We start from the raw sequence: 21909 nt of genomic DNA, 5'->3' as shown, positions 1-21909 counted from the left end.
GAAGCCGTCGCTCGCGGTGTTGCTCGCGATAGCAGAGAGTGGGGCCGGAGGGATTTGAACCCCCGATCGACTGATATCTCCGGTGCGCCTCGGAACTCCAGAGGGTCGTCAACACGACCGATGATCAGTCGGCCGCTCGGTATATCAGTCTGGAGTGTCGTCCCGGGCGCAAGCCTCTGGAGTCAGTCGCCATGCCTGGCTTGGCCACAGCCCCGCGTGATCTCGCATCAGACGATTGCCGAAACGCGGATAAAGGGGTTTCGATCGACGGCGATCGAGGGACGGCGTCGCGCTCTCCGCTCTGGGGCGAACGCCTCGCTCGACCGTTCACGGAGACGACTCCCGACCGGCGTTACTCCCGGTCGTCGTCGCTCCAGTCGCAGTCTTGGCATTTGAACCCGGTGACGAACTCGGTCACGCTCGGCATGTAGCCGACCGAGATGACGTCGCCGCCGCACTCCGGGCAGTCGCGGTCGGCGTCCGCGATGGACTCGGCCTCCAGTACCGACTCCCCTTCGACCAGCTCTGCGAGCTTCTCGGGCGTCACCATCCGCCCCTGAACGACGCGGTTAGACATACCCGTCGTTTGGGGTCGAGCGCCTAAACCCCGGCGACACGCGCGGTGAAATGCGGCGGTGTCGCGGGCGACGCTCCGCCGACTTCCCCGAGCTACAGCCACGGCGCGCGGGAGTCGTCGTCGGCGAAGGGGTCCGTCCCCTCGTCGCCGGTCTCGCGCTCCTCCCCGCCGTTCGCGAGCACGGCGACGTCGTCGTCGACGATGGGCGACGGTCCCTCCGGCGGCGTGTCGAGCGGGGGATCGCTCGCCGGCGCGTCGTCCGCGCCCTCGTCGGCGTCAGTCGGGTTGTCGTCCGACTCGTCGCTCCCGTCGGCGGACCCGTCGGTCGGGTCGTCGTCCGGTCCGTCGTCGACGTCGGTGACGCCCTCCAGCGCGCCCGCGTTCGGGTCGTAGGCGAAGAGGGTCGTCACCGCGAGCACCGCGAGCGCGACCGGCGCTTCCGTCTGCATGAGGTCGAACGGGCCGAGCAGGATCGGCAGGGCGAGCACGCCCAGCGCGACCGCGGAGCCGAACCGGAACCGGTCGATGTCGACGCGGCCGCGGAGGTGCGGCGACAGCAGCGCGATCGACAGCGCGAACGCGACGCCGACGGCGGCGGCCGCGGTGCCGTTGACGACGTATTCGGTCGAGGTCTCCAGCGCGAAACCGGACGGGCTGAAGCTCGCGACGAGCCCGAGGCCGATGATGACGCCCGGGCTCGGCAGGTACTCGCCGATCTCCGAGCTGGCGGTCTTGGCGGCGATCGTCAGGATCACCAGTCCGGCGAACCGCTCGAAGACGGCTAGGTCGAGGAGCCCCCTGAGCGTCGGCGCGAGGGCGGCCTCCACGGCGGCGACCGGAATGATGACCGCGCCGATCAGCAGCACGGAGGTGACCATCTCCCGGCGGGAGCCGTCCATCTCCGCGAGGATCACCGCCGCCGTCGCGGAGCCGCCGAAGATCAGGATCCCCGTCTCGACGACGCCGGTGGCGGATCCGAGGACGCCGGCGACGACTAACGCCGGGAAGATGCCGTCGACGAGCGGCAACACCATCACGGTCGCGAGCAGCTTCGTCGCGCTCCCGACCTGCCGTTCTAAGCGCAGGGCGACGGGGTGGCGTGACGTGCTCATTTAGGGACGATAGCCCTGACCGTCGGGGTGGCGGTGGGACGCGTGCGACTCGCGGTGGTCGGGGGACCACCACGCGGAGTCCACGCCGAGGGATTTCCGACGAGCCCATGTAAAGAGATTGCGCGGATTGCCGGCTGTGAAGCGGACGCCGAGGTCGGCGTTCGACTGGCCGGCGATGCGCGCGTTCACGGGACTGTCGGAGTCCATACTACTAATACGCGTTTCGGTCGCGTTAAAGGTTGTGTGAGACGTGTCCGCACGCCACGAATGATCGACGGCTGGCGGCCACTTTCGACGACGATACGTCGACGATGGAGCCGTATCTCCGACTATCTCTCGGCGTTCGAGCCCGCCCGCCGCTCATCGGCCGCTGCTCCGAAGCCGCGCTCGCCGGTCCCCGCCTCGGTCGCGCTCCGCCCGACGACTGGGCACGAACGTGTACACAACACCCGTCTGTTTGTGACCAACCTCCACGTCCGTGCTGTCTCGCAACGCTTTTCATCGGCCGTTCATGACGGCTTATATGGAGACGAATTCTGGCCGGTTCTCGGCGAAGCTCGAGGTCCCGGAAGCGCTGACGTTCGACGACGTGCTGCTCCGCCCGAAAGAGAGCCGGGTGGAGCCCGACGACGCCGACCTGACTACTCGCGTGTCGCGGAACGTCGAGCTCACCGTCCCCGTGCTGTCGGCGGCGATGGACACCGTCACCGAGAGCGACCTCGCCATCGCGATGGCCCGCGAGGGCGGCCTCGGCGTGCTCCACCGCAACATGACCGTCGAGGAGACGGCCGCGGAGGTCGAGCGCGTCAAGCGCGCCCACGAGCTCGTCATCCGCCGCGAGAACGTCGTCACCGTCTCGCCGGACGACACCGTCCGCGAGGCCGACGCCGTGATGGAGCGACAGGGCGTCTCGGGCGCTCCCGTCGTCGCTGACGACGACACGGTCCTCGGCATCATCTCGGGGACCGACATCCGTCCGTACCTCGAGGTCGGCGAGGACGACGCCGTCCGCGAGGCGATGACCGACGAGGTCATCACCGCCACGGAGGACGTCGAGGCGCGCGCGGCGCTCGAACTGATGTACGACCACAAGATCGAGCGCGTCCCCATCGTGGACGGCGACGAGCGGCTCGTCGGACTGGTGACGATGCAGGGGATCCTCCAGCGCCGCGAGCACGAGGAGGCCGCCCGCGACGACCGCGGCCGGCTGCTGGCCGGGGTCGCCGTCGGCCCCTTCGAGGAGGAGCGCGCCGTCGCCGCCGACGAGGCCGGCGTCGACGTCATCTTCATCGACTGCGCGCACGCCCACAACCTCAACGTGCTCGACTCCGCGGAGGCGATCAAAGCGACCGTCGACGCCGACGTCGTCGTCGGTAACGTGGGGACGCGCGAGGCCGCAGAGGCCGCCGTCGACTTCGCCGACGGGCTGAAGGTCGGCATCGGCCCGGGCTCGATCTGTACGACGCGGGTCGTCAGCGGCGCCGGGATGCCCCAGATGACCGCCGTCGCGGAGGTCGCCGACGTCGCCGCCGAGCACGGCGTGCCCGTGATCGCCGACGGCGGGATCCGGTACTCCGGCGACGCGATCAAGGCGCTCGCGGCCGGCGCGGACGCGGTGATGCTCGGCTCGTACTTCGCCGGCACGGACGAGGCCCCCGGCCGCGTCATCACGATGCAGGGGAAGAAGTACAAGCAGTACCGCGGCATGGGCTCGGTCGGAGCCATGAAGTCCGGCGGCGGCGACCGCTACCTCAAGGAGGAGCAGGAGGACGAGGAGTTCGTCCCCGAGGGCGTCGAGGCGGCGACCCCGTACAAGGGGAGCCTCGCGTCGGAGCTCCACCAGCTCACCGGCGGGATGCGCTCCGGGATGGGATACGTCGGCGCGGAGACCGTCCCCGACCTCCACGAGCGCGCGGAGTTCGTGCGCGTCTCCTCGGCGGGGCAGAGCGAGAGCCACCCGCACGACGTGATGATCACGGACGAGGCGCCGAACTACAGCCCGGAGGAGTAACCGCGGACGACCGCTCGGGCCGCGCGTCGAAGAGGTATTTTAATATAGCCAGCGGAGAGACGAAACGTGTGAGCGAACACCCCCTCGCTCCCGTCATCCATGAGTGAGCAACCGCCGCTGGTCCTCGTGGTCGAGGACGAACCCGACTTGGCCGACCTGTACGCCGCCTGGCTCGGCGACGAGTACCGCGTCCGAACCGCGTACGGCGGCCGCGAGGCGCTCGACGAGCTCGACGAGGCGGACAACCAGGTCGACGCGATACTCCTCGACCGGCGGATGCCCGGCCTCTCCGGCGACGAGGTCCTCACCGCCGTCCGCGAACGCGGCATCGACTGTCGGGTCGCGATGGTCACCGCCGTCGAGCCCGACTTCGACATCCTCGAGATGGGGTTCGACGACTACCTCGTCAAGCCCGTCACGAGCGACACGCTCCGCGAGACCGTCGAGGGCCTGCTGCGGCGCGGCGAGTACGACTCGGAGGTCCAGGAGCTGTTCTCGCTGACCTCGAAGAAGGCGATGCTGGAGTCCGAGAAGAGCGCCACCGACCTCGCCGACAACGACGAGTACCAGCGGCTCACCGAGCGCATCGACGAGCTCCGCGACCGCGCGGACGAGTCGCGCGACGCGGTCGCGAGCGACGACGAGGACTACGAGAAGCTCTTCCAAGACTTCGACACCGACGCGTAGCCGACGCCGACCGAGGGGGTGCCGCCGACTCTTTATCACCGGGCGCGCCGAACGGATCGCCGTATGCGCGTCCGGGACCTGCCGCTGTCGCCGTCCGTCGTCGACCACTTCGCCGAGCGCGGCGTGCGCGAGCTGTACCCGCCGCAGCGCGCGGCGGTCGACGCCGGCGTCTGCGAGGGGGCCGACGTCGTCGCCGCGGTGCCGACCGCGTCGGGGAAGACGTTCGTCGCGCAGCTCGCGCTGCTGACGGCGGACGGCCCCGGGCTGTACGTCTGTCCGCTCCGCGCGCTCGCCCGCGAGAAGTACGAGACGTTCGCGGCGCTGCCCGGCGTCGACGTCGGCATCTCCACCGGCGACTTCGACGCGACGGGCGAGGCCCTCGCCGGCAACGACGTGGTGGTCGCCACGAGCGAGAAGGTCGACTCGGCGATCCGCAACGGGGCCTCGTGGGTCGACGAACTCGCCTGCGTCGTCGTCGACGAGGTCCACCTCCTCGGCGCGAAGCGGCGCGGCCCCACCCTCGAGGTGACGCTGGCGACGCTCCGTCGCCGGAACCCCGACCTCCAGACCGTGGCGCTGTCGGCGACCGTCGACAACCCCGACGCGATCGCCGACTGGCTCGACGCCGCCCTCGTCGAGTCGGCGTGGCGGCCGGTCGACCTCCGGACCGGCGTCGCCGTCGGCGGTGAGGTCGACTTCGACGACGGCACGAGCCTCTCCGTCGACGTCGACAGCAACGAGCTGGGAGCAAACGACGAGGGCGACGTCGACGACGAAGCCCGGCCGGACGACGGGCGCGGCGGCGGCGGCGAGGGCGACGACGAGGGCGACCCGACCGAGGTCACGGCCGCGCTGGTCGCCGACGCCGTCGCGGACGGCGGCCAGTGCCTGGCGTTCGTCCGCTCCCGGCGCGAGGCCGTCGACCTCGCGGAGCGGCTCGCGGAGGACGGGCTCGCGGCGGAGCTCGGGATCGAGGACGCGGCCGCCGCGGCGGCCGAGGAGGCGACCGACGTGGACGGCACGCTCCCGGGTCGACAGCTCGCGGACTGCCTGCGCGCCGGCGTCGCGTTCCACCACGCCGGGCTCCGGTCCGGCCACCGCGGCGTCGTCGAGTCGGCGTTCCGCGAGCGCGACGTCGCCTGTATCTGCGCCACGCCCACGCTGGCGGCCGGGGTCAACGTGCCCGCGCGCCGCGTCGTCGTCCGGGACCAGCGCCGGTACGGCGAGGGCGGGATGTCGTGGATCCCGACGCTCGAGGTCCACCAGATGTGCGGCCGCGCCGGCAGACCCGGTCTCGACCCGCACGGGGAGGCGGTCCTCGTCGCCGACGCCGACACCCGAGGGGAGGTCCGCGAGCGGTACGTCGAGGGCGAGCCCGAGGCCGTCGAGTCGCAGCTCGCCGACCCGGGCTCGCTCCGCACGCACGTCCTCGCGGCGGTCGCGACGGACTTCGCCGCGACCGAGTCGGAGATCCTCGACGTGTTCGAGGGGACCTTCTACGCGCGGGAGACGGGGGCCGGCGGCCTCGCGGACGCCGTCGCCGTCGCGGTCGACGACCTCGTCGCGGCCGGGATGGTCGCCCGGGAGACGGGCGGGGTCGAGGACTACCGCCTCGTCGCGACCGCCGTCGGCGAGACCACCTCGAAGCAGTACGTCCGGCCCGAGACCGGCGAGCGAATCGTCGCCGGACTGCGCGACGCGGCCGACCTCCCGGAGGCGACGACGCTCACCGCCTTCGAGGTGATCTGCGACACGCCGGACATGCAGGACACGTACCTCGGGAACGCCGAGCGCGCCGACGTCTACCGGTTCGCGCGGACCAACGCCGCGCACCTCACCACGGACATGACCGAGCCGGACGACTTCGAAGGGTGGCTGGAGTCGGTGAAGACGGCGCGGATCTTAGACGAGTGGATCGGGGGCGCGACCGTGGAGGAGCTGGTCGAGCAGTACCGGATCGGCCCCGGCGACCTCGACTCGCGGGTCGAACGCGCGGAGTGGCTGTTGAGCGCGGCCGAGGCGCTCGGGGAGACGATTGGTGTCCGCGTCCCGGCGGTGTCGCGGGCGCGGTCGCGGCTGTGAGTAGCGGACCGGAAAAGCGGCGGCGACGCGCGTCGGCTCAGTCGGCGGAGCCGACGGCGCGGTGGAAGGGGGTCCGCGCGATCGTCTGTCGCAGCTCCGCGAGGGAGTCGCGGCCGACGTCGCTCGCGGCGGACATCACCGCGAACACCTCCTGTCTGGACACCTTCACGCCGGTCTCGGTGAGCGCGTCCTCGGGGCGGCTCCCGAGCTCCCGGAGCGTGCCGACCGCGAGCAGGTACGGGACGGTCCACGCCTCCATCGTGTTCCCGTTCGAGAGCGGCATCGTCTCCAGGTACGCCTGCGCGTCGTCGAGGAACGAACGGGCGTAGTCCGCGGTCCGGCCGACGACGCGCGCGGACGACTCGCGGTTCTCTGGGTGGACGACGCGCTCCTGCTCGACGCCCTCGGCCTCCAGCCACTCGGCGGGGAGGTAGACGTTGTTCTCCTCGGTGTAGTCGTCGTAGACGTCCTTCGAGACGTTGACGAGCTGGAGGAGGAGACCGAACTCCTCGGCGGTCTCGCGCAGCCGCGTCGCGCGCTCCTCGTCGAGGTCGCCGCGGGTGAGCAGGTTCGTGATGAGGTTGCCGACGGTGCCGGCCGCGTAGTAGCAGTACTGTTCGAGCTCGTCGCGGTCGCCGATCCGGAGCCCGCCCTCGGTGGCGTGGCGGTCGACGAACATCGCCATCCCGTCGACCATCTCCAACACCGGGGGGACGATCGCGGCCTGCGCCTCCGGGTCGAGCTCCTCGAACGTCGCCGCGATCGTGGGCGCCTCGGCGACGACCGTCCAGTCGTCGTCGCGCTCCGCGGGGAGCCACTCGTCGACCGCCGCGCGGAACTCGACGATGTCGGCGTCCTCGTCCGGATCGATCGCTCGCCGATACGTCCGCAGCACGTCGCTCTGTGCCTCCGGCGGGATGTGGCCGGCGTCTTCGACCGTGTCGGCGACGCGACAGAGGAGGTAGCCGACGCAGATCTGCGACGCCATCGGCTCCTCTAACACGTCGACAGTCAGCGCGAAGGTCCGCGAGACCCCTTGGACCGCCTCGTGGCACCACGCGAGGTCGGCCTCACCGGGACCGTATTCTCGTCCGCTCATTCAGTTGCCAGACCTTACGGCACAACGCATAAAAAGCCTCGTGGAACGCCGCCCGAGCGCTGCTCGTCCCCTCGCCCGCCGAAATCGCCCGCTGCCGCAGCCCTCGCCCGCGACGAACGGTCGACCCGTGTACAACCGTGTGGAAACGGCTAAGTCCGCCCGGCCGAACGCACTCACATGGAGTTCACGCTCACCGAAGAGCAGCGTCAGATCCGCGACACCGTCGCGGAGTTCGTCGACGAGGAGGTCGTCCCGCGCGCGGCCGAGATCGACGAGACCGACGAGTTCCCCGCCGACCTGGTCGAGGAGATGGCCGACCTCGGGCTCATGGGGATGCCGTTCCCGGTCGAGTACGAGGGCGCGGGCCTCGACTACCACAGCTACGCGATCGGGCTCGAGGAGATCTCCCGCGGCTCCGGCGGGCTCGGAACGGTCGTCGCCGCCCACACCTCGCTGGCCGGCAACATGCTCTACGAGTTCGGCGACGAGGCCCAGAAGCAGGAGTACCTCACGGCGCTGAACACCGGCGAGGACATCGGCGCCTTCGCCCTCTCGGAGGCCGAGGCGGGCTCGGACGTGCCGGCGATGACGACCGCCGCGGAGCGCGACGGCGACGGCTACGTCGTGAACGGCGGCAAGCTCTGGATCTCGAACGGCTCCGTCGCGGACACGGTCACCCTGTTCGCGAAGACCGACCCCGACGCCGGCCGGAAGGGGATCTCGTCGTTCGTCGTGCGCCCCGAGGAGGACGACGGGTTCGTCGTCGAGGGGACGGAGGACAAGCTCGGCGACAAGGGCTGTCCGACCGCGGAGCTCCGGTTCGACGACATGTGGATCCCCGAGGACCGGCTGCTCGGCGAGGAGGGCGACGGGTTCGTCCACGCGCTGAAGACGCTCAACGGCGGGCGCATCACCATCGCCGCCCGGTCGGTCGGGATCGCCCGCGCCGCGCTCGACGAGGCGAAGTCCTACGCCCAACAGCGCGAGCAGTTCGACCGTGCCATCGCCGACTTCCAGGCGATCCAGCACAAACTCGCCGACATGGACACGAAGGCGCGCGCCGCGGAGCTGCTGATGCACGAGGCGGCCGACCTGAAGATGCGCGACGAGGACTACATCAAGGAGGCGGCGCAGGCGAAGCTGTACGCCTCCGAGATCGCCCGCGAGGTCGCCAACGAGGGGATCCAGATCCACGGCGGCTACGGCTACACCAAGGACTTCCCCGCGGAGCGCTTCTACCGCGACGCGAAGCTCTCGGAGATCTACGAGGGGACGAGCGAGGTCCTGCGCAACACGATCGCACAGCAGTTGCTCGACGAGTGAGCGGGCGGGGCCGCGCCGCCCGCGTCCCCTAGCGGTCGTCGCCGTCGTCGCCCGCGGCGTCGTCGCTCCCGTCCGCGGTGTCGCCGCTGCTATTTTCCGCGGTACTGCCGCCGCCGTCCGCGGCGTCCTCGTCCCCGTCGCGGCCGCCCTTCGTGGCGCCTCTGTCTCTGTCACTCTCCGCGCCGGATCGCGGCCCGTGCGCCACGTCGGCGTCCGACGGGTTCTGGTCGACCGCGTACTCGCCCGTGTCGATCCGCTCCGCGGGCTCCGAGTAGTCGCGGTCGCTCGGCGAGAAGTCGGGGCGGACGACGCCGTCCTCCGGGATGTCGAGCTCCTCCTCGGACGACGACTCGTCCGCAGCGTCGTCCGCCTCCGCGTCGCCGACCACGTCCTCGACGGGGTCGTCGCCGGCGTCTTCGTTCCCTGCGTTTTCCTCGTCGACGTCGCCCCGCTCGCCCGCTGCGGTCTCCTCGCTCCCTGCGACCTCCCCGTCGACCGCCTCGCTCGCCGCGTCGTCGCTCTCGACCCACTCGAAGGAGTCGGTGCCGGCGCTCCGCCGCGCCGCCACGGCGGTCGCGAGGCGCTCGGTGAGCGTCTCCTTCAGCGCCTCCGCTTCGTCGATCTCGAAGTCGACGGCGGCCGCGTCGCTGCCGGTCAGCGAGCTGGTGCCCGCCGTGTCGGCGACGATCGTCGCGACGCCCCACCGGCGCTGGAACACGGTCCGGCTGTCGATCACGTTCTGGATCCGGTAGTAGGGGACGACGGCGACGGTCCGGCTCCAGAACCCGTTCCGAGTGAGCAGGTGGTCCTCGCCGAGCCAGTAGCCGCGGTGCTTCCACTTCAGGTGCGCCGCGGGCGGGACGGCGACGAGGAGCGCGGCCACCCCGTACCAGGGGAGCGACGGCGAGACGTACCAGTTCACGCCGTACGCGATCCCGGTGAGGACGCCGACGAGCAGCGTGTACCGGATGACGTACCGCCAGCGGATCCGCTTCGGCGGGCGGTTGAAGTCGGGCGCGCCGAACGACTCGATCTCGTGTGCGAGCCGGTAGACGCGGTCGGTGGCGGCGATGGGGACGGCCGACTGGTTGCCGGACTCCGTCCCCTGTCCGGGGGCGTACCCCGCCGTCTCGATCGACAGGCTCGCGTAACCGAGCGCGCGCTTGGCCGGGTTGTCGGTGACCCGCAGCGTCTGGACCTTCTCGGTCGGGATCGAGCCGCTGTACCGCCGGAACAGCCCGCGCTCGTAGCGCAGCTCGTCGCCGGCGCGCGCGAGCCGGAACCCGTAGTAGTTCGAGAAGGCGACGCCCGCGCCGATGAGCCACGACGCGATGAACAGCGCGGCGATCCCGACGAACGCCGTCGCGGTGAGCGCGGCGGCCGAGGTCTCCGGGAGGAAGCTCGACAGCACCGGGAACGAGCCGGAGCTCAGGAAGGCCAAGAGCCCGATCAGCCGCCCGTCGAACGACAGCGCCCCGACCAGGGCGAGCTCGCCGGGCGAGATGGCGAACAGCTCCTCCTCGTCCGGCGCGAACGCGTCGTCGCGCCCGCCCTCGACCGCGTCGGCCCCGGTCGTCGTCCCCTCGCCGGCGTCGTCCGACCGGGAGGCCGCCGACTTCCGGCGCTGGACTTCGCGCTGGAGCCGCGTCGCCTCCGCGGGCGTGACGAACCGGATCGACCCCTCCGTGCTGGAGCCGCCGGCTGTCTCCAGATCGACCGCGGCGACGCCGATCGCGCGCTGAAGCACGCCGCGGCTCACGTCGACGTTCTGGATCCGACGGTACGGGATCTCCCGCTCGCGCCGGGAGATGACGCCTGAGGAGATGTCGAGCGTGTCCTCCGTGAGGACGTACTCGAACCGGCGGTAGTACGCGACCTCGTAGGCGAGCATCACGAGGAGGATGGCCGCCCCGCCGCCGACCGCCAAGGGGAGGCCGAACCCGCCGCTGTTCACGATCACGAACAGCGCGACGGCGGTCCCGGCCGCCTTCTGGAGCGCGCGGTACGGGACCGACTGCGGCGCGAGCTTCACACCGCGTCCTCCCCGTCTGCGCGGATCGCCAGTCGCTTCAGCTCCTCGCGGAGGTCGCTCGCGCCGTCCGGCGTGAGTCCGGGGATGCGCACGTCCGCGCCGCGCGACCCGGCGGTGTACACGACGCAGGAGGCGAGCCCGACGGTCCGCTCGATCGGGCCGCGCCGCGAGTCGACGTGCTGGATCCGGACCAAGGGCACGGTGGTCCGCACCTGCGTGACCACGCCGCGGTCGAGGTAGATCGCGTCCTCGCGGATCTCGTAGCTCCAGCGCCGGTAGCGGAGGAGCGCGTGGCCGACGGTGAGCGTCAGCGCGACCGCGCCGACCGCGACCGGCGCCCACCGCGGAAGGTACTCGAGGTACGCGCCGGCGGCGAACGGGGCGGTGACGAGCGCCGAGAGGAGCACCGCGCGGAGGACCCACACGACCTGGACTCGGGGGTGAAGCGTCTGTGCCGTCATCGGCGCTCCCCCGTCGCGTGTCCGTGTATCATGGGCGGCGGTTGTCGGCCCCGACGTATAAGTCCGGTCGGAAGCGCCCGGGAAAAACGGGCGAAAAACTATGATACATATTCACTCCCGATGGCGATACTTGCCGAAACCAATATCACGAACGATCGAGTCGTGGGCGCCATGGCCGACGACCCGTTCGAGAACATGCTCGCCCAGATGGACCGCGCCGAGGAGTACGCAGACGTGGACCACGGGGTGTTCGAGCGGCTCAAGAGCCCGGAACGCACCCTCAAGGTGACGCTCCCGGTCGAGCTCGAGTCCGGAGAGGTGGAAGTGTTCGAGGGGTACCGCTGTCAGTTCGACAGCTCTCGGGGACCGTTCAAGGGCGGCGTCCGGTTCCACCCCTCGGTCACCCAGCGCGAAGTCGAGGCGCTCGCCGGGTGGATGACCTGGAAGACCGCGCTGGTCGACCTCCCGTACGGCGGCGCGAAGGGCGGCGTGATCTGCGAGCCGAAGGACCTCACCGAGCGCGACCTCGAACGCCTCACCCGGCGGTACACCGAGGGGATCCGCCGGATGATCGGTCCCGAGATCGACGTGCCGGCGCCGGACATGAACACGAACCCGCAGACGATGGCGTGGATGATGGACACCTACTCCATGTACGAGGGGTACTCCGTCCCGCAGGTCGTCACCGGAAAGCCGCTGGAGATCGGCGGGACGCCCGGCCGCGTGGAGGCGACCGGCCGCGGGGTCTCGCTCGTCACCGAGCGGCTCTTCGAGTACCTCGACCGCGACCTCTCCGACGCCTCCATCGCGATCCAGGGGTTCGGGAACGTCGGGTCCAACGCGGCCCGGCTCCTCGACGAGGCGGGCGCCAACGTCGTCGCCACCTCCGACGTTACGGGCGCGGCGTACGACCCGGACGGCCTCGACGTGGCCGCGCTCGGCGCGCACGTCGACGCCGGGGGGCTCATCGAGGAGTACGTCGCGGGCGAGTACCGGGGCAGCGCGAGCGGCTCCACCTGGGACGACCCGGACCAGATCACCAACGCGGAGCTGCTCACCCTCGACGTCGACGTGCTCATCCCCGCCGCCGTCGAGGGCGTGATCACCGCCGACAACGTCGACGACCTCCGCGCGTCGGCGGTCGTCGAGGCCGCGAACGGTCCGACGACCGTCGCGGCCGACAAGGCGCTCACCGAGCGCGACATTCAGGTCGTGCCCGACATCCTCGCGAACGCGGGCGGCGTCATCGTCTCCTACTTGGAGTGGGTCCAGAACGCCCAGGAGTTCTCGTGGCCGCTGGAGACGGTCAACGCCGAGCTGGAGCGGCGCATCGGGAGCGCCTTCGACAAGACCGTCGAACAGTACGACACGAAGGAGCTCCCCGACCTGCGGACCGCCGCGTACACGCTCGCGCTGGAGCGAACGGCGAAGGCCCACGAGTACCGCGGCCTGTTCCCGTAACGCCGGTGCGGGCGGGACGGCCCCGCCGACTTCAAGCCCGTCTAATCCGGTCGGCGGTGACCGCGATCGGCTCGGCGTAGTGGAGGACCGGGTCGCCGTCCGGTCTCTCGAAGCCGTTGGCCTCGAACAGCGTGTTCGCCCGGATCTCCGCCTCCGCCGGGCGCAGCGTCCACGGGTCGTGGTCGATCTCGCCGACGTACAGCCGCCCGCTCTCTCCGGCGGTGTAGAACCGGTAGTTCTCCAGTAAGAACGCCGGCAGCGATCCCGGCTCGGGGGTGAACGCCTCGCCGGCCGGCGCGTAGGTCGCGTCGAACCGGGCGTGCGGGACGCCCTCGTGGACGCGACGGCTCGCGAACCGCACGGCGTCGCCCGCGTCCGCGCCGGCGGCCTCCTCGCTCGCGTCGCCGTCCGCCTTCTTCGCGTCGCCGTCGCCGCTATCGGGGCCTCCGCTCGCCGCGGTACCTCGAACGTCCGTCTCGGCGCGGTAGTACGGGAGCCGGAACAGGCCGCGGGCGACCGCCACGCCGAGCCGGTCGTCGGCGTCGAGGCTGTGGAAGTAGACGCCCGGGCCGTTCGGCCCCTCGACGTAGGTCCGCAGGTTGAGTTCGGGGAAGGACAGCCCCCGCGGCACCCCGCGCGGCCGGATGTCCTCCATCACGAACGGGACGACCCCGAGGTAGGCGTCCCCGTCGTGGGTGGCGACGGTGATCCCGTCGGGCAGCGCCGCGGCGACGGTCGCCGGCTCGACGGGCCAGTGGGCGAACAGTCCGTCCCGCCACGTCATCTCCAGCCAGCGACGACCGAACATATCCGTCGTAGGGGCCGGAGGGGCAAAACCCGCACGACACCGGCGGTCTCGGGCCGCCGCCAGCCGGTGGTTTCGGGCCGCCGTCTCCGGGTGGCATCAGGCCGCCGCCAGCGGCCAGCCAGTCTCGGGCCGCCGCCCGCGGTCACTCCCGGGGATCCGCGTCGCCGCCGAGCGCGGTCGAGGCGTCGGTCCCCTCCGGCGCGTCCTTCCACTCGCCGAGTCCGGAGGGGTCGAGGTGGACGTGGACGTCGCCGACGTCGTCCAGCGCGCGGAGGCTCGTGACGAGGTCCGTCTCCACGTCGTGGGCCTCGCGGAGGGTCATCTCGCCGTCGACCTCGACGTGGACCTCGACCTCCAGGTCCGTCCCGTCGTAGAACACCGTGAGGTCGTGGACCCCCTCGACCGCCTGGTGGTCGCGGAGCGCGGCGACGACGCGGTCCCGGTCGCCCGGCGGCGGGGCACCGCCGACGAGGTAGGTGACGTTCTCGCGACCGATCTCGATCCCCTGGTACACGACGAGGGCGCTGACGAGCGCACCGGCGACGGGGTCGAGCACCGGGACGTCGAGGAACACCCCGACGACGCCGACGAGGGCGGCGACCGTGGTGTAGATGTCGTTGAGGCAGTCGACCGCGAGTGCGGTGAGCGCCGTCGAGCCCAGGTCGGCGTTCACCAGCTCCGTGTACCGGTACAGCAGGTACATGTCCGCCATCGCGAACAGCAGCGCGCCGACGAGGAGGAGGCTCTTCCGGGGCGGGTCGTGCGCCCCGAACAGTCCGAGGACCGACTCGCGCAGCAGGAGGAGTCCGAGGACGACGATGGTCGCGCCGACGAGCAGCGCGGTCAGCGGCTCGATGCGCTGGTGGCCGTGCGGGTGCGTCTCGTCGGCGCTCTCGTACCGGGAGCCCCCCCAGACGAACACGACCGCGCTGGCGACGAGGTCGGCGACCGAGTGGGCGGCGTCGGCCAGCAGCGCGACGCTGTTGAAGACGAGTCCCGTCGCGCCCACGACCGCGATCTTCACCGCGTTCCCGGCGACGTTGACCGCCGCCGCCCGCTGGAACCGGGCGCGGTCGTCGTTCCCGAAGGGACTCAGCATACCGGTCCGTCCGACCGCGACCCTGTTAAGCGTCCCGCGTCGCGTCACGGGTCGGTCCGCCGCACACGGTCGCCCAACTCGCCGCGCCACCGCCCGATCCGCGGTTAGGTGCCGCCGTCGCCCCGGCGGTCTCCGGCGGAAGACTCCGTCGTAACGCCTAAGACCGAAACGCTCCTCGCCTACGGTAATGAATCACGATCTTTTCTCCCGGGGTGGTCCTCGTGGGCGTCGAAATTAAAGAGACGGAGGTGAGCGACGAGGATTTCGCGGAGATGAAGGGCTTCGTTCGCGACTACCTCGCGGCCAGCGTCGAGAGCGAGGACGACGGCGGCCGCATGCGCTGGTACCCGTGGCACTCGGCGTCGTACCGGTTCAACCACATCCTCAACGTCGTCGAGCTCGCGACCGACATCGCCGAGGCCGAGGGGGCCGACGTCGACGTCGTCCGGGTCGCGGCCGTCTTCCACGACGTCGCCAAGCTGGAGGCCGAACAGGACGTCCACGCCGAGGCAGGCGCGCGCGTCACCCGCGAGTACCTCCAGAGCCGCGGCAACTACCCCGAGTCGTTCATCGAGGAGGTGTGCGGCGCGGTCGTCGACCACTCGTACACCGGCGACCTCGACGACGTCCCCCTAGAGAGCCGGTGTCTGATCGAGGCCGACGTGCTCGACAAGGTCGGCGCCAACGGGGCCGTCCTGATGCTGCTGCGGATGGGGTACGAGTCGCGCACGCACATGGACGCCGCGAAGATGGTCGACCGCGTGCTCCAGCGCGCGCACGATCACACGGACCGCGTCGTCTCCGACACGGCCGAGAGCATCGCGCACCAGCGAATCAAGCGCGTGAAGTGGCTGCGCGAGTGGCTCGAAGAGGAGGTCTCGCAGATGGACGCCGAGGGCGTCACCGACCGCTGACGGGCCGCCATCGCCGGTCGCAGACCGTACGCGAGGCCGACCGAACCGGCCGTCGAATCAGGTTGCCCCGTCCGATCCGTCCGTCTCGACGAGCGGCAGCGCCGCCTCGAGATACCGGTCGATCCCGGCGCGCGAGTCCGCGACCCACGCCCGCTCGTCCGTCGTCGCCCACCGGAACATCCCGCCGGTCGCGAACGTCTGGAGCGTCGACGCGACCTGCGCCGCGGTGACGGACGCCTCGTCGCCCGCCCTCTCGCCGTCGTCGCGGGAGGTCTCGGCGGCCGCCTCGCGGACGAGCCGCTCGAGGTACTCCCCGAAAACGCGGTCGCTGCGGTCGAAGTGGTCCCGGTACGCCTCGTCGTTCGCCGCCTGCGAGCGGAGCTCCGTCATCACCGTCACGAATCGCGCGTCGGGCGCGTGCGGCTGGTCGAGCGAGGCGGGCTCGACCGCCGCCGTGAGGTAGTCGTCGAGCTGCTCCCGCGCCGAGCGGTCGAAGACCGCCTCGGAGCTCATCTCGGCCGCGTCGGCGCTCTCCGGAGCGTCACCGGGGGACCCGCCGGCGACCGACGCCTCGAACTCGTCGAGGAGGAACTCCAAGAGGTCGACCAAGAGGTCGTCCTTGCCGTCGTAGTGGTGGTACACGAGCGACGGGCTCTTGTCGAACTCGTCGCCGATGCGCGCGATCGTGACGTTCGCGTACCCGTGTTCGCAGAGCGCGCGGAACGCCGCGCCGAGGATCGCCTGTCGGGTGTCCGACGGCTCCGCGAACGGGTCGTTCATACCTGCGGTAGACGGGTGCGGTATATAGTGCTCCTGATTGAACGTTCATTCAACACGCTTATTCATCGGGAGTGTAACAAGATCGTATGACTCGACCCGACGCGCCACGGTACGATCGGTCGCGCCGCGCGACCGGCCCCTCCGAACACATCGGCGGAGGGAATCGATGAGTCGATCGACGCGGTTCGCCGCGACCGCGGTCGCCCTCGTCGCGCTGAGCGCGCTCGTCGTCGGCGTCTCCCTCGCCGGCGCCGCGGCGCCCTCCGCGGGCGCGGCGGCGGGCGAGGACGTCGCCGCGCTCTCGGGCGCCGACGGTCCGACCGCCGACGGTGCGGTCGCGCAGACGAGCGACCCGACCCCCAGACAGGTCCGGGGCTCGCCGGTCTTGGAACTGTTCGCTTCCCAGCGATCGGTCCCGAGCGGCGCGGAGTCGACCGTGACGGTCGACATCGTCAACACGGGGGAGATGGAGATCGGGAACCAACTCGACTCCCGCGTGACCACCGCGCGCGGCCTCACGCTCGAGATCGACGACGGCGACGTGCCCATCGACGTCGAGGACGGCGAGATCCCGGTCGGCGACGTCCCGACCGCGGCGAGCCCAGTCTCCGTGCCGCTCGACGTGACCGTGCCCGACGACGTGCCCGACGGCAGGTACGAGGTGGAGGCGACCGCCCGCTACCGGTACACCTTCGAGATCATCCCCGAGTTCAACGACCACAAGGACCGGCGCGGCATCGACGACTTCGACCTGACCATCGTGGTCGACGACGGCGCGCGGTTCGCGGTGCTCGAGACCGACACCGACGCGCAGGTCGGCGGCAGCGGCGAGGTGACCGTCACGCTGGCGAACGTCGGCGACGAGACCGCGCGCGACGCGGTCGTCTCCGGGAGCACGACCGCGCCCGGCGTCCGCCTCGGCGAGGGCGGCGGGCAGTCCTTCGTCGGCGACTGGGCCCCCGGCGAGAACCGGACCGTCACCTTCGACTCGACGGTCGGCGACTCGTTCGGCGGCGGCGCGTACGCGCTCTCGTCGACGGTCGACTACCGCGACCCGAACGGCGTCGACGCGACCGCGGCGGCCGCGCGCGCCGGCGTGGTCCCGATCCGCGAGCAGTCGTTCTCGCTGGACGGCGTCTCCGGCACGCTCGAGGTCGGCTACTCCGGGACGGTCACCGGCACGCTCACGAACGAGGGGCCGCTCCCCGTCGAGGACGCGGTCCTCGTCGCCGACTCCGGGAGCAACCGCGTGAGCCTCGGCGAGAGCCGCTACGCGCTGCCGCGGATTCCGCCGGGCGAGTCGGCGGAGTTCTCCTTCGACGCCGACGTGAGCGGGAGCGCCGACCCCGGCCCGCGGCAGTTCCGCTTCACGACTCGATACGAGAGCGGCGACGCGACGATCGCGGTCGAGGAGACCCGCCGCGTCGAGGTCGCCCCCCGGCAGCCCGAGTTCGAACTCGACGTCGAGAACGCCACCGTCTCGGCGGGCGAGACCCGGCGGATCAACGCGACGATCACGAACCGGCGGCCGGAGACGCTCTCCTCCATCAACGCCGGGCTCTACGCCGACAGCCCGCTGACGGCGGTCAACGACGAGGCGTTCGTCGACGAGCTCGAGCCCGGCGAGTCCGCGAGGATCTGGTTCGAGGTCGCCGCCGCCTCGGGCGCGAGCGTCGAGGACCACCCGATCGAGCTCGACTTCCGGTACGAGGACGAGCGCGGGAACGACCGCATCTCCGACGTCACGCAGGTCCCGGTCACGGTGACCCCTCCCGTCGACGACGGCGGGCGGCCGCTCGGACTGATCGCCGCGGGCGTCCTGCTCGTCGTCGCCGCGGTCGGCGGCGCGCTCGTCTACCGGCGGCGGTGATCCGATGAGGCGACACGCCACCGCGCCCGCGACGGACCGCGACCTTCGCTCGCCGTCGACCGCTCGGCGGCGGACAGCGGGGCGACCGTGACCGCTGTCGACCGGCTGATCGAGGAGGTCGACCGCGTCGTCACCGAGCGGCCGCTGGCGGTCATCGCGGTCTTCGTGCTCCTCACCGCCGGGTTCGCGGGCGGGCTGACGGGGATCGAGACGAGCGCGGGCGCGGACCAGTTCACCCAGGACATCCCCGCCCAGCGGGCGCTCGACGACATCGACGAGGAGTTCGAGACGTCGATCGGCGGCTCCGCCACGTCGGCGCAGGTGATCGTCTCCGACGACAACGTCCTCTCCCGCGACGCGCTGGTGCGGACCTTAGAGACCCAACACCGGCTGGAGTCGCGGTCGACGCTCCGGGTCGCGTCGACGACGAGCCACGCCGACGCGGTCGCCCGCCAGCTAGACCCGACCGCCGCGAGCGCGGCCGAGCGACGCGACGCCGTGGCCGAAGCGACGCCCGCGGAGCTCCGGACCGCCATCGCCGACGCCGACGCGACGGGCGCGATCGCGGCGCAGGTGTCCGTCGACTACAACCCCACCGCGCAGGCGGCCGACACCGCCATCGTGGGGATCACCTACGACCTCCCCGACGCCGCGACGACGGCGCGGGTGACGGAGCTCCAGACGCGCAGCGTCGACGTCGTCGACTCGGTCCCGGGCAACGAGGCCGGCGAGAACGCGATCCTCTTCGGCGACGGCGTCCTCCAGTCGGAGATCACCGCGCTGTTGACCGACACCGCGATCATCGTCTTCCCCGCGGCGCTGATCCTGATCGTCGGGTTCCTGATCTTCTCGTACCGCGACCCGTTCGACATGGCGATCGGGATCTCCGCGCTGCTCCTCTCGCTGCTCTGGACGTTCGGCTTCATGGGGTACGCCGGGATCCCCTTCTCCGACTCGCTCGTGACGGTGTTCCCGCTCCTGCTCGCGGTCGGGATCGACTTCGGCATCCACATCGTCAACCGCTACCGCGAGGAGCGGGCGACCGGGGCCGGGATCGAGCGGTCGATGCGGACCACGACCGACCAGCTGCTCATCGCCTTCCTGCTCGTGACGATCACCACCGTGTTCGGGCTCGTCTCCAACGTCGCGAGCCCGTTCGAACCCAACCGCGACTTCGGGATCGTCGCGGCCGCGGGGATCACGTTCACGCTCGTCATCTTCGGCGTCTACCTCCCGGCGGCGAAGGTGTTCTCCGACCGGTGGCGCCAGCGCCTCCCGATCCCGGAGTTCGGCACGAGCGCGCTCGGCGCGGGGGGATCGCGGATCGCGAGCGTCCTCCGCGTCGGCGTCGACCTCTCGCGGATCGCCCCGGTCGCGGTCGTCGCGCTCCTCGTCGTCGGCGGCGCCGTCGGCGGCGCGTACGGGACCGGCGTGAACACGGAGTTCTCCGAGGAGGCGTTCTTCCCGGACCAGGACCGCTTAGAGACGTACGCCGACCTCCCCGAGCCGTTCGCGCCGACCGAGTACACGTTCCTCGACGTGCTGACGCTCTTCGAGGAGGAGTTCGAACAGGACTTCGTGGGGTCGGTGACGCTGTACGTCGACCAGTCGGTCAGAGACGACGACGCCTTGGAGCTGATCGACCGGACCACGCGGAACCCGCCCGACACCTTCGCGACGACCGACGAGCGCCGCGCGCAGGCGACGAGCGTCGTCACCGTGATCGAGGACCGCGCGTCGCGCGACCCCGAGTTCGCGGCGCTGGTCGAGCGGAACGACCGCCTCGGCAACGGCGTGCCCGACCGGAACGTCGACGAGGTGTACGACGCGCTCTTGGACTCCTCGGCGGCGGGGCAGGCGCGCGGCTACGTGGCGGACGACCGCGGCAGCGCGCGGATCGACTTCACGATCCGACCGGGCGTCGACAACTCCGAGGCGGTCGCGGACGTGCGTGACCTCGCAGAGCGCACGTCGCTCGAAGCGGTCCCCACCGGCGACCTCGTCGTCAACGAGGCGGTGATCGACCTGCTGACCGAGTCGGCGATCCGGAGCCTCTTCGCCGCCTTCGGGCTCACGGCGCTGTTCCTGGCGCTGTCGTACGCGTACCTCGAGGGGAAGGCCGTCTACGGCCTCCTGAACCTCGTCCCCGTCCTCGTCACCGTCGGCCTGCTCGTCGGGTCGATGCGGCTGTTCGACATCCCGCTGACGCCGATCAACGCCCCCATCCTCTCCGTGTCGATCGGGCTCGGCGTGGACTACACCGTCCACTTCGTCCACCGGTTCGTCGACGAGTACCAGGCGGGGCTCCCGGTCGACGAGGCCCTCGACGTCACCATCGGAGGGACGGGCGGTGCGCTCACCGGCAGCATGCTCACGACGGTGTCCGGGCTCGGCGTCCTGTGGCTCGCGGTGATCCCCCTGCTCCGCGACTTCGGCGTCCTGCTCGCGCTGGGCGTGTTCTACGCGTACCTCTGTTCGATCCTGCTCGTCCCGTCGCTCGTCGTCGTGTGGGACCGGTACGGCGGCCTGGTCGGTCTCGGTCTCGACGACGGACTCAGGGAGGCCGGCGCGGACGGCGGCCGCTGACCGGCGGAGCGTCGGTAACTTTCGCGAAAAGAGAGAGGCGCGGTCGCGTCAGCCGATGACGCCGACGACCAACTGGACGGTGACGAGCACGAGGAACGCGGCCCCGGTCGCCAGGGTCCCGGCCGCGACGCCGTGAGCGTTCCCGAGGCCGCGGCTCCGCGTCGCGAAGTACGCGCCGAGGAAGACGAAGCCGACGAGGAGCAGCCCGACGGCGAGGTACGCGACGTTCACCAGCGTCCCGGCGAGCCCCTCCGGGATCCCGAAGCTCCCGACGCCGAGGAGGATGCTCCCGCCGACGAGGACGGTGATCCCGACGAACGAGATCGCCCACACGACCGGGGTCCGGACGACCTCGCCGAGCGTCTCGACGATCGCCTCGTAGCGGCCCTCCCCCTCGTCGCTGCCGGGAGCGGTCCGCTTCGTTCCGATGCCCGCGACCGCGACGAACGTGGCGACGACGAGGAGGCCCATCAGGCCCGTGCTCAAGAGGGTGAGTGATGTCATAGAGTTCCGTTGTTAGGGGCTCCGTTCGCGCGTACAAATACCCTTCGACGCGTGCGCTTCGTCCCCGTCGCCGCTCGACGCGACCGTGCTTTCGAGGGGTAGCCGGGTCGGCGTCGTGCCGTTCGATCGGGCGGACCCGGCGACTATCGCTCGGGGTACGGGGGGCGCCTATCCCCATATCCGCCGCCCCGCTACACAAGAGATAAGTGTGCCATCGCTAAGGGAGATACAAGAGCAGACAGACGAACATGATAGATCCAGTTATCCTACAACAGGGGAGTGACTGGCGCGCACAGGCGGAGGTCTTCGACGAGATCTTCTTCGTCTTCCTCGCGCTCGGCACCCTCGTCGGCACCATCGTCGTGGCGTACACGCTGTGGAACGTGTACAAGTACCGCGACGACGGGAACCGGTCGGACGAGGACTTCGACGCGCCGGTCGTCGGCGAGCTCCCAACGGGACAGGGCGGTCCGAAAGCGAAGAAGCTCTTCCTCTCGTTCGGG

The 21909-nt window shown here is 71.0% G+C and carries 18 protein-coding genes, 1 tRNA gene and 1 pseudogene; 9 read left to right on the top strand and 11 right to left on the bottom strand.

The window, feature by feature from the left end; all coding sequences use genetic code 11:
• Window positions 1–39: 39 nt before the first annotated feature.
• The 4 genes from Q0116_RS03520 to Q0116_RS03505 form a co-directional block, all read right to left on the bottom strand.
• Window positions 40–214: transfer RNA gene (locus Q0116_RS03520), tRNA-Trp, on the bottom strand.
• A gap of 138 nt (window positions 215–352) precedes the next feature.
• Window positions 353–577: a DUF5795 family protein gene (locus tag Q0116_RS03515; RefSeq protein WP_006113289.1), complete on the bottom strand. Its 225-nt coding sequence runs from the start codon at window positions 575–577 to the stop codon at window positions 353–355.
• A 92-nt stretch (window positions 578–669) separates the two neighbouring features.
• Window positions 670–1689, bottom strand: a complete 1020-nt coding sequence (locus Q0116_RS03510; protein ID WP_297885546.1) for a DUF5794 domain-containing protein — start codon at window positions 1687–1689, stop codon at window positions 670–672.
• Window positions 1690–1896, bottom strand: coding sequence for a hypothetical protein (locus Q0116_RS03505; protein WP_006113292.1), 207 nt, complete (start codon window positions 1894–1896; stop codon window positions 1690–1692).
• 316 nt (window positions 1897–2212) lie between these two features.
• Between Q0116_RS03505 and guaB the strand changes: the two genes are divergently transcribed.
• The 3 genes from guaB to Q0116_RS03490 all read left to right on the top strand — a co-directional run bounded on the left by guaB (window position 2213) and on the right by Q0116_RS03490 (window position 6469).
• The gene (gene guaB, locus Q0116_RS03500; protein ID WP_297885543.1) at window positions 2213–3700 is read left to right on the top strand and encodes an IMP dehydrogenase; all 1488 of its coding nucleotides are present in this window, start codon (window positions 2213–2215) and stop codon (window positions 3698–3700) included.
• A 99-nt stretch (window positions 3701–3799) separates the two neighbouring features.
• Entirely contained in the window at window positions 3800–4387 is a 588-nt protein-coding gene (locus Q0116_RS03495) for a HalX domain-containing protein (RefSeq protein ID WP_297885542.1), read from the top strand.
• A gap of 63 nt (window positions 4388–4450) precedes the next feature.
• Entirely contained in the window at window positions 4451–6469 is a 2019-nt protein-coding gene (locus tag Q0116_RS03490; protein WP_297885541.1) for a DEAD/DEAH box helicase, read from the top strand.
• Window positions 6470–6506: 37 nt separating this feature from the next.
• On the opposite strand, the gene Q0116_RS03485 is transcribed toward Q0116_RS03490, so the two are convergent.
• The gene (locus Q0116_RS03485; RefSeq protein WP_297885540.1) at window positions 6507–7568 is read right to left on the bottom strand and encodes a phytoene/squalene synthase family protein; all 1062 of its coding nucleotides are present in this window, start codon (window positions 7566–7568) and stop codon (window positions 6507–6509) included.
• Window positions 7569–7745: 177 nt separating this feature from the next.
• On the opposite strand from Q0116_RS03485, the gene Q0116_RS03480 reads away from it, so the two are divergent.
• Window positions 7746–8891: an acyl-CoA dehydrogenase family protein gene (locus Q0116_RS03480; RefSeq protein ID WP_297885539.1), complete on the top strand. Its 1146-nt coding sequence runs from the start codon at window positions 7746–7748 to the stop codon at window positions 8889–8891.
• Between the two features lie 28 nt (window positions 8892–8919).
• On the opposite strand, the gene Q0116_RS03475 is transcribed toward Q0116_RS03480, so the two are convergent.
• On the bottom strand, window positions 8920–10923 hold the full coding sequence (locus Q0116_RS03475) for a PH domain-containing protein (protein ID WP_297885537.1): 2004 nt from the start codon (window positions 10921–10923) through the stop codon (window positions 8920–8922).
• Window positions 10920–11384, bottom strand: coding sequence for a PH domain-containing protein (locus Q0116_RS03470; protein WP_297885535.1), 465 nt, complete (start codon window positions 11382–11384; stop codon window positions 10920–10922). The genes Q0116_RS03475 and Q0116_RS03470 overlap by 4 nt, the downstream gene beginning before the upstream one ends.
• A gap of 171 nt (window positions 11385–11555) precedes the next feature.
• Here Q0116_RS03470 and Q0116_RS03465 point away from each other — a divergent pair, with 171 nt between their 5' ends.
• The gene (locus Q0116_RS03465; protein WP_297885533.1) at window positions 11556–12845 is read left to right on the top strand and encodes a Glu/Leu/Phe/Val dehydrogenase; all 1290 of its coding nucleotides are present in this window, start codon (window positions 11556–11558) and stop codon (window positions 12843–12845) included.
• A 31-nt stretch (window positions 12846–12876) separates the two neighbouring features.
• On the opposite strand, the gene Q0116_RS03460 is transcribed toward Q0116_RS03465, so the two are convergent.
• A complete protein-coding gene (locus Q0116_RS03460; protein ID WP_297885531.1) occupies window positions 12877–13653 on the bottom strand; it encodes a YqjF family protein in 777 nt (258 codons plus the stop codon).
• Between the two features lie 142 nt (window positions 13654–13795).
• Complete coding sequence (locus Q0116_RS03455) at window positions 13796–14752, bottom strand: cation diffusion facilitator family transporter (protein ID WP_297885530.1); 957 nt, start codon at window positions 14750–14752, stop codon at window positions 13796–13798.
• Window positions 14753–14964: 212 nt separating this feature from the next.
• Between Q0116_RS03455 and Q0116_RS03450 the strand changes: the two genes are divergently transcribed.
• Window positions 14965–15666 carry an HD domain-containing protein gene (locus tag Q0116_RS03450; protein ID WP_297885528.1) on the top strand — a complete coding sequence of 234 codons (702 nt, stop codon included), beginning with the start codon at window positions 14965–14967 and terminating at the stop codon, window positions 15664–15666.
• Window positions 15667–15723: 57 nt separating this feature from the next.
• Here Q0116_RS03450 and Q0116_RS03445 read toward each other — a convergent pair whose 3' ends face one another.
• Window positions 15724–16446 carry a TetR/AcrR family transcriptional regulator gene (locus tag Q0116_RS03445; protein WP_297885526.1) on the bottom strand — a complete coding sequence of 241 codons (723 nt, stop codon included), beginning with the start codon at window positions 16444–16446 and terminating at the stop codon, window positions 15724–15726.
• Between the two features lie 166 nt (window positions 16447–16612).
• Between Q0116_RS03445 and Q0116_RS03440 the strand changes: the two genes are divergently transcribed.
• Window positions 16613–18316, top strand: coding sequence for a COG1361 S-layer family protein (locus Q0116_RS03440; protein WP_297885525.1), 1704 nt, complete (start codon window positions 16613–16615; stop codon window positions 18314–18316).
• Window positions 18317–18403: 87 nt separating this feature from the next.
• Entirely contained in the window at window positions 18404–20902 is a 2499-nt protein-coding gene (locus Q0116_RS03435) for an RND family transporter (RefSeq protein WP_297885524.1), read from the top strand.
• 48 nt (window positions 20903–20950) lie between these two features.
• Here Q0116_RS03435 and Q0116_RS03430 read toward each other — a convergent pair whose 3' ends face one another.
• Window positions 20951–21373 (bottom strand): hypothetical protein, encoded by a 423-nt coding sequence (locus Q0116_RS03430; RefSeq protein WP_297885548.1) that lies wholly within the window; start codon window positions 21371–21373, stop codon window positions 20951–20953.
• A 281-nt stretch (window positions 21374–21654) separates the two neighbouring features.
• On the opposite strand from Q0116_RS03430, the pseudogene Q0116_RS03425 reads away from it, so the two are divergent.
• Window positions 21655–21909: pseudogene (locus Q0116_RS03425) on the top strand (cytochrome c oxidase subunit II); the annotation flags it as partial.

Source organism: uncultured Halorubrum sp. (assembly GCF_937146585.1).
Classification (GTDB): Archaea; Halobacteriota; Halobacteria; order Halobacteriales; family Haloferacaceae; genus Halorubrum; species Halorubrum miltondacostae.
This window is presented reverse-complemented; position numbering and strand designations above follow the sequence as displayed.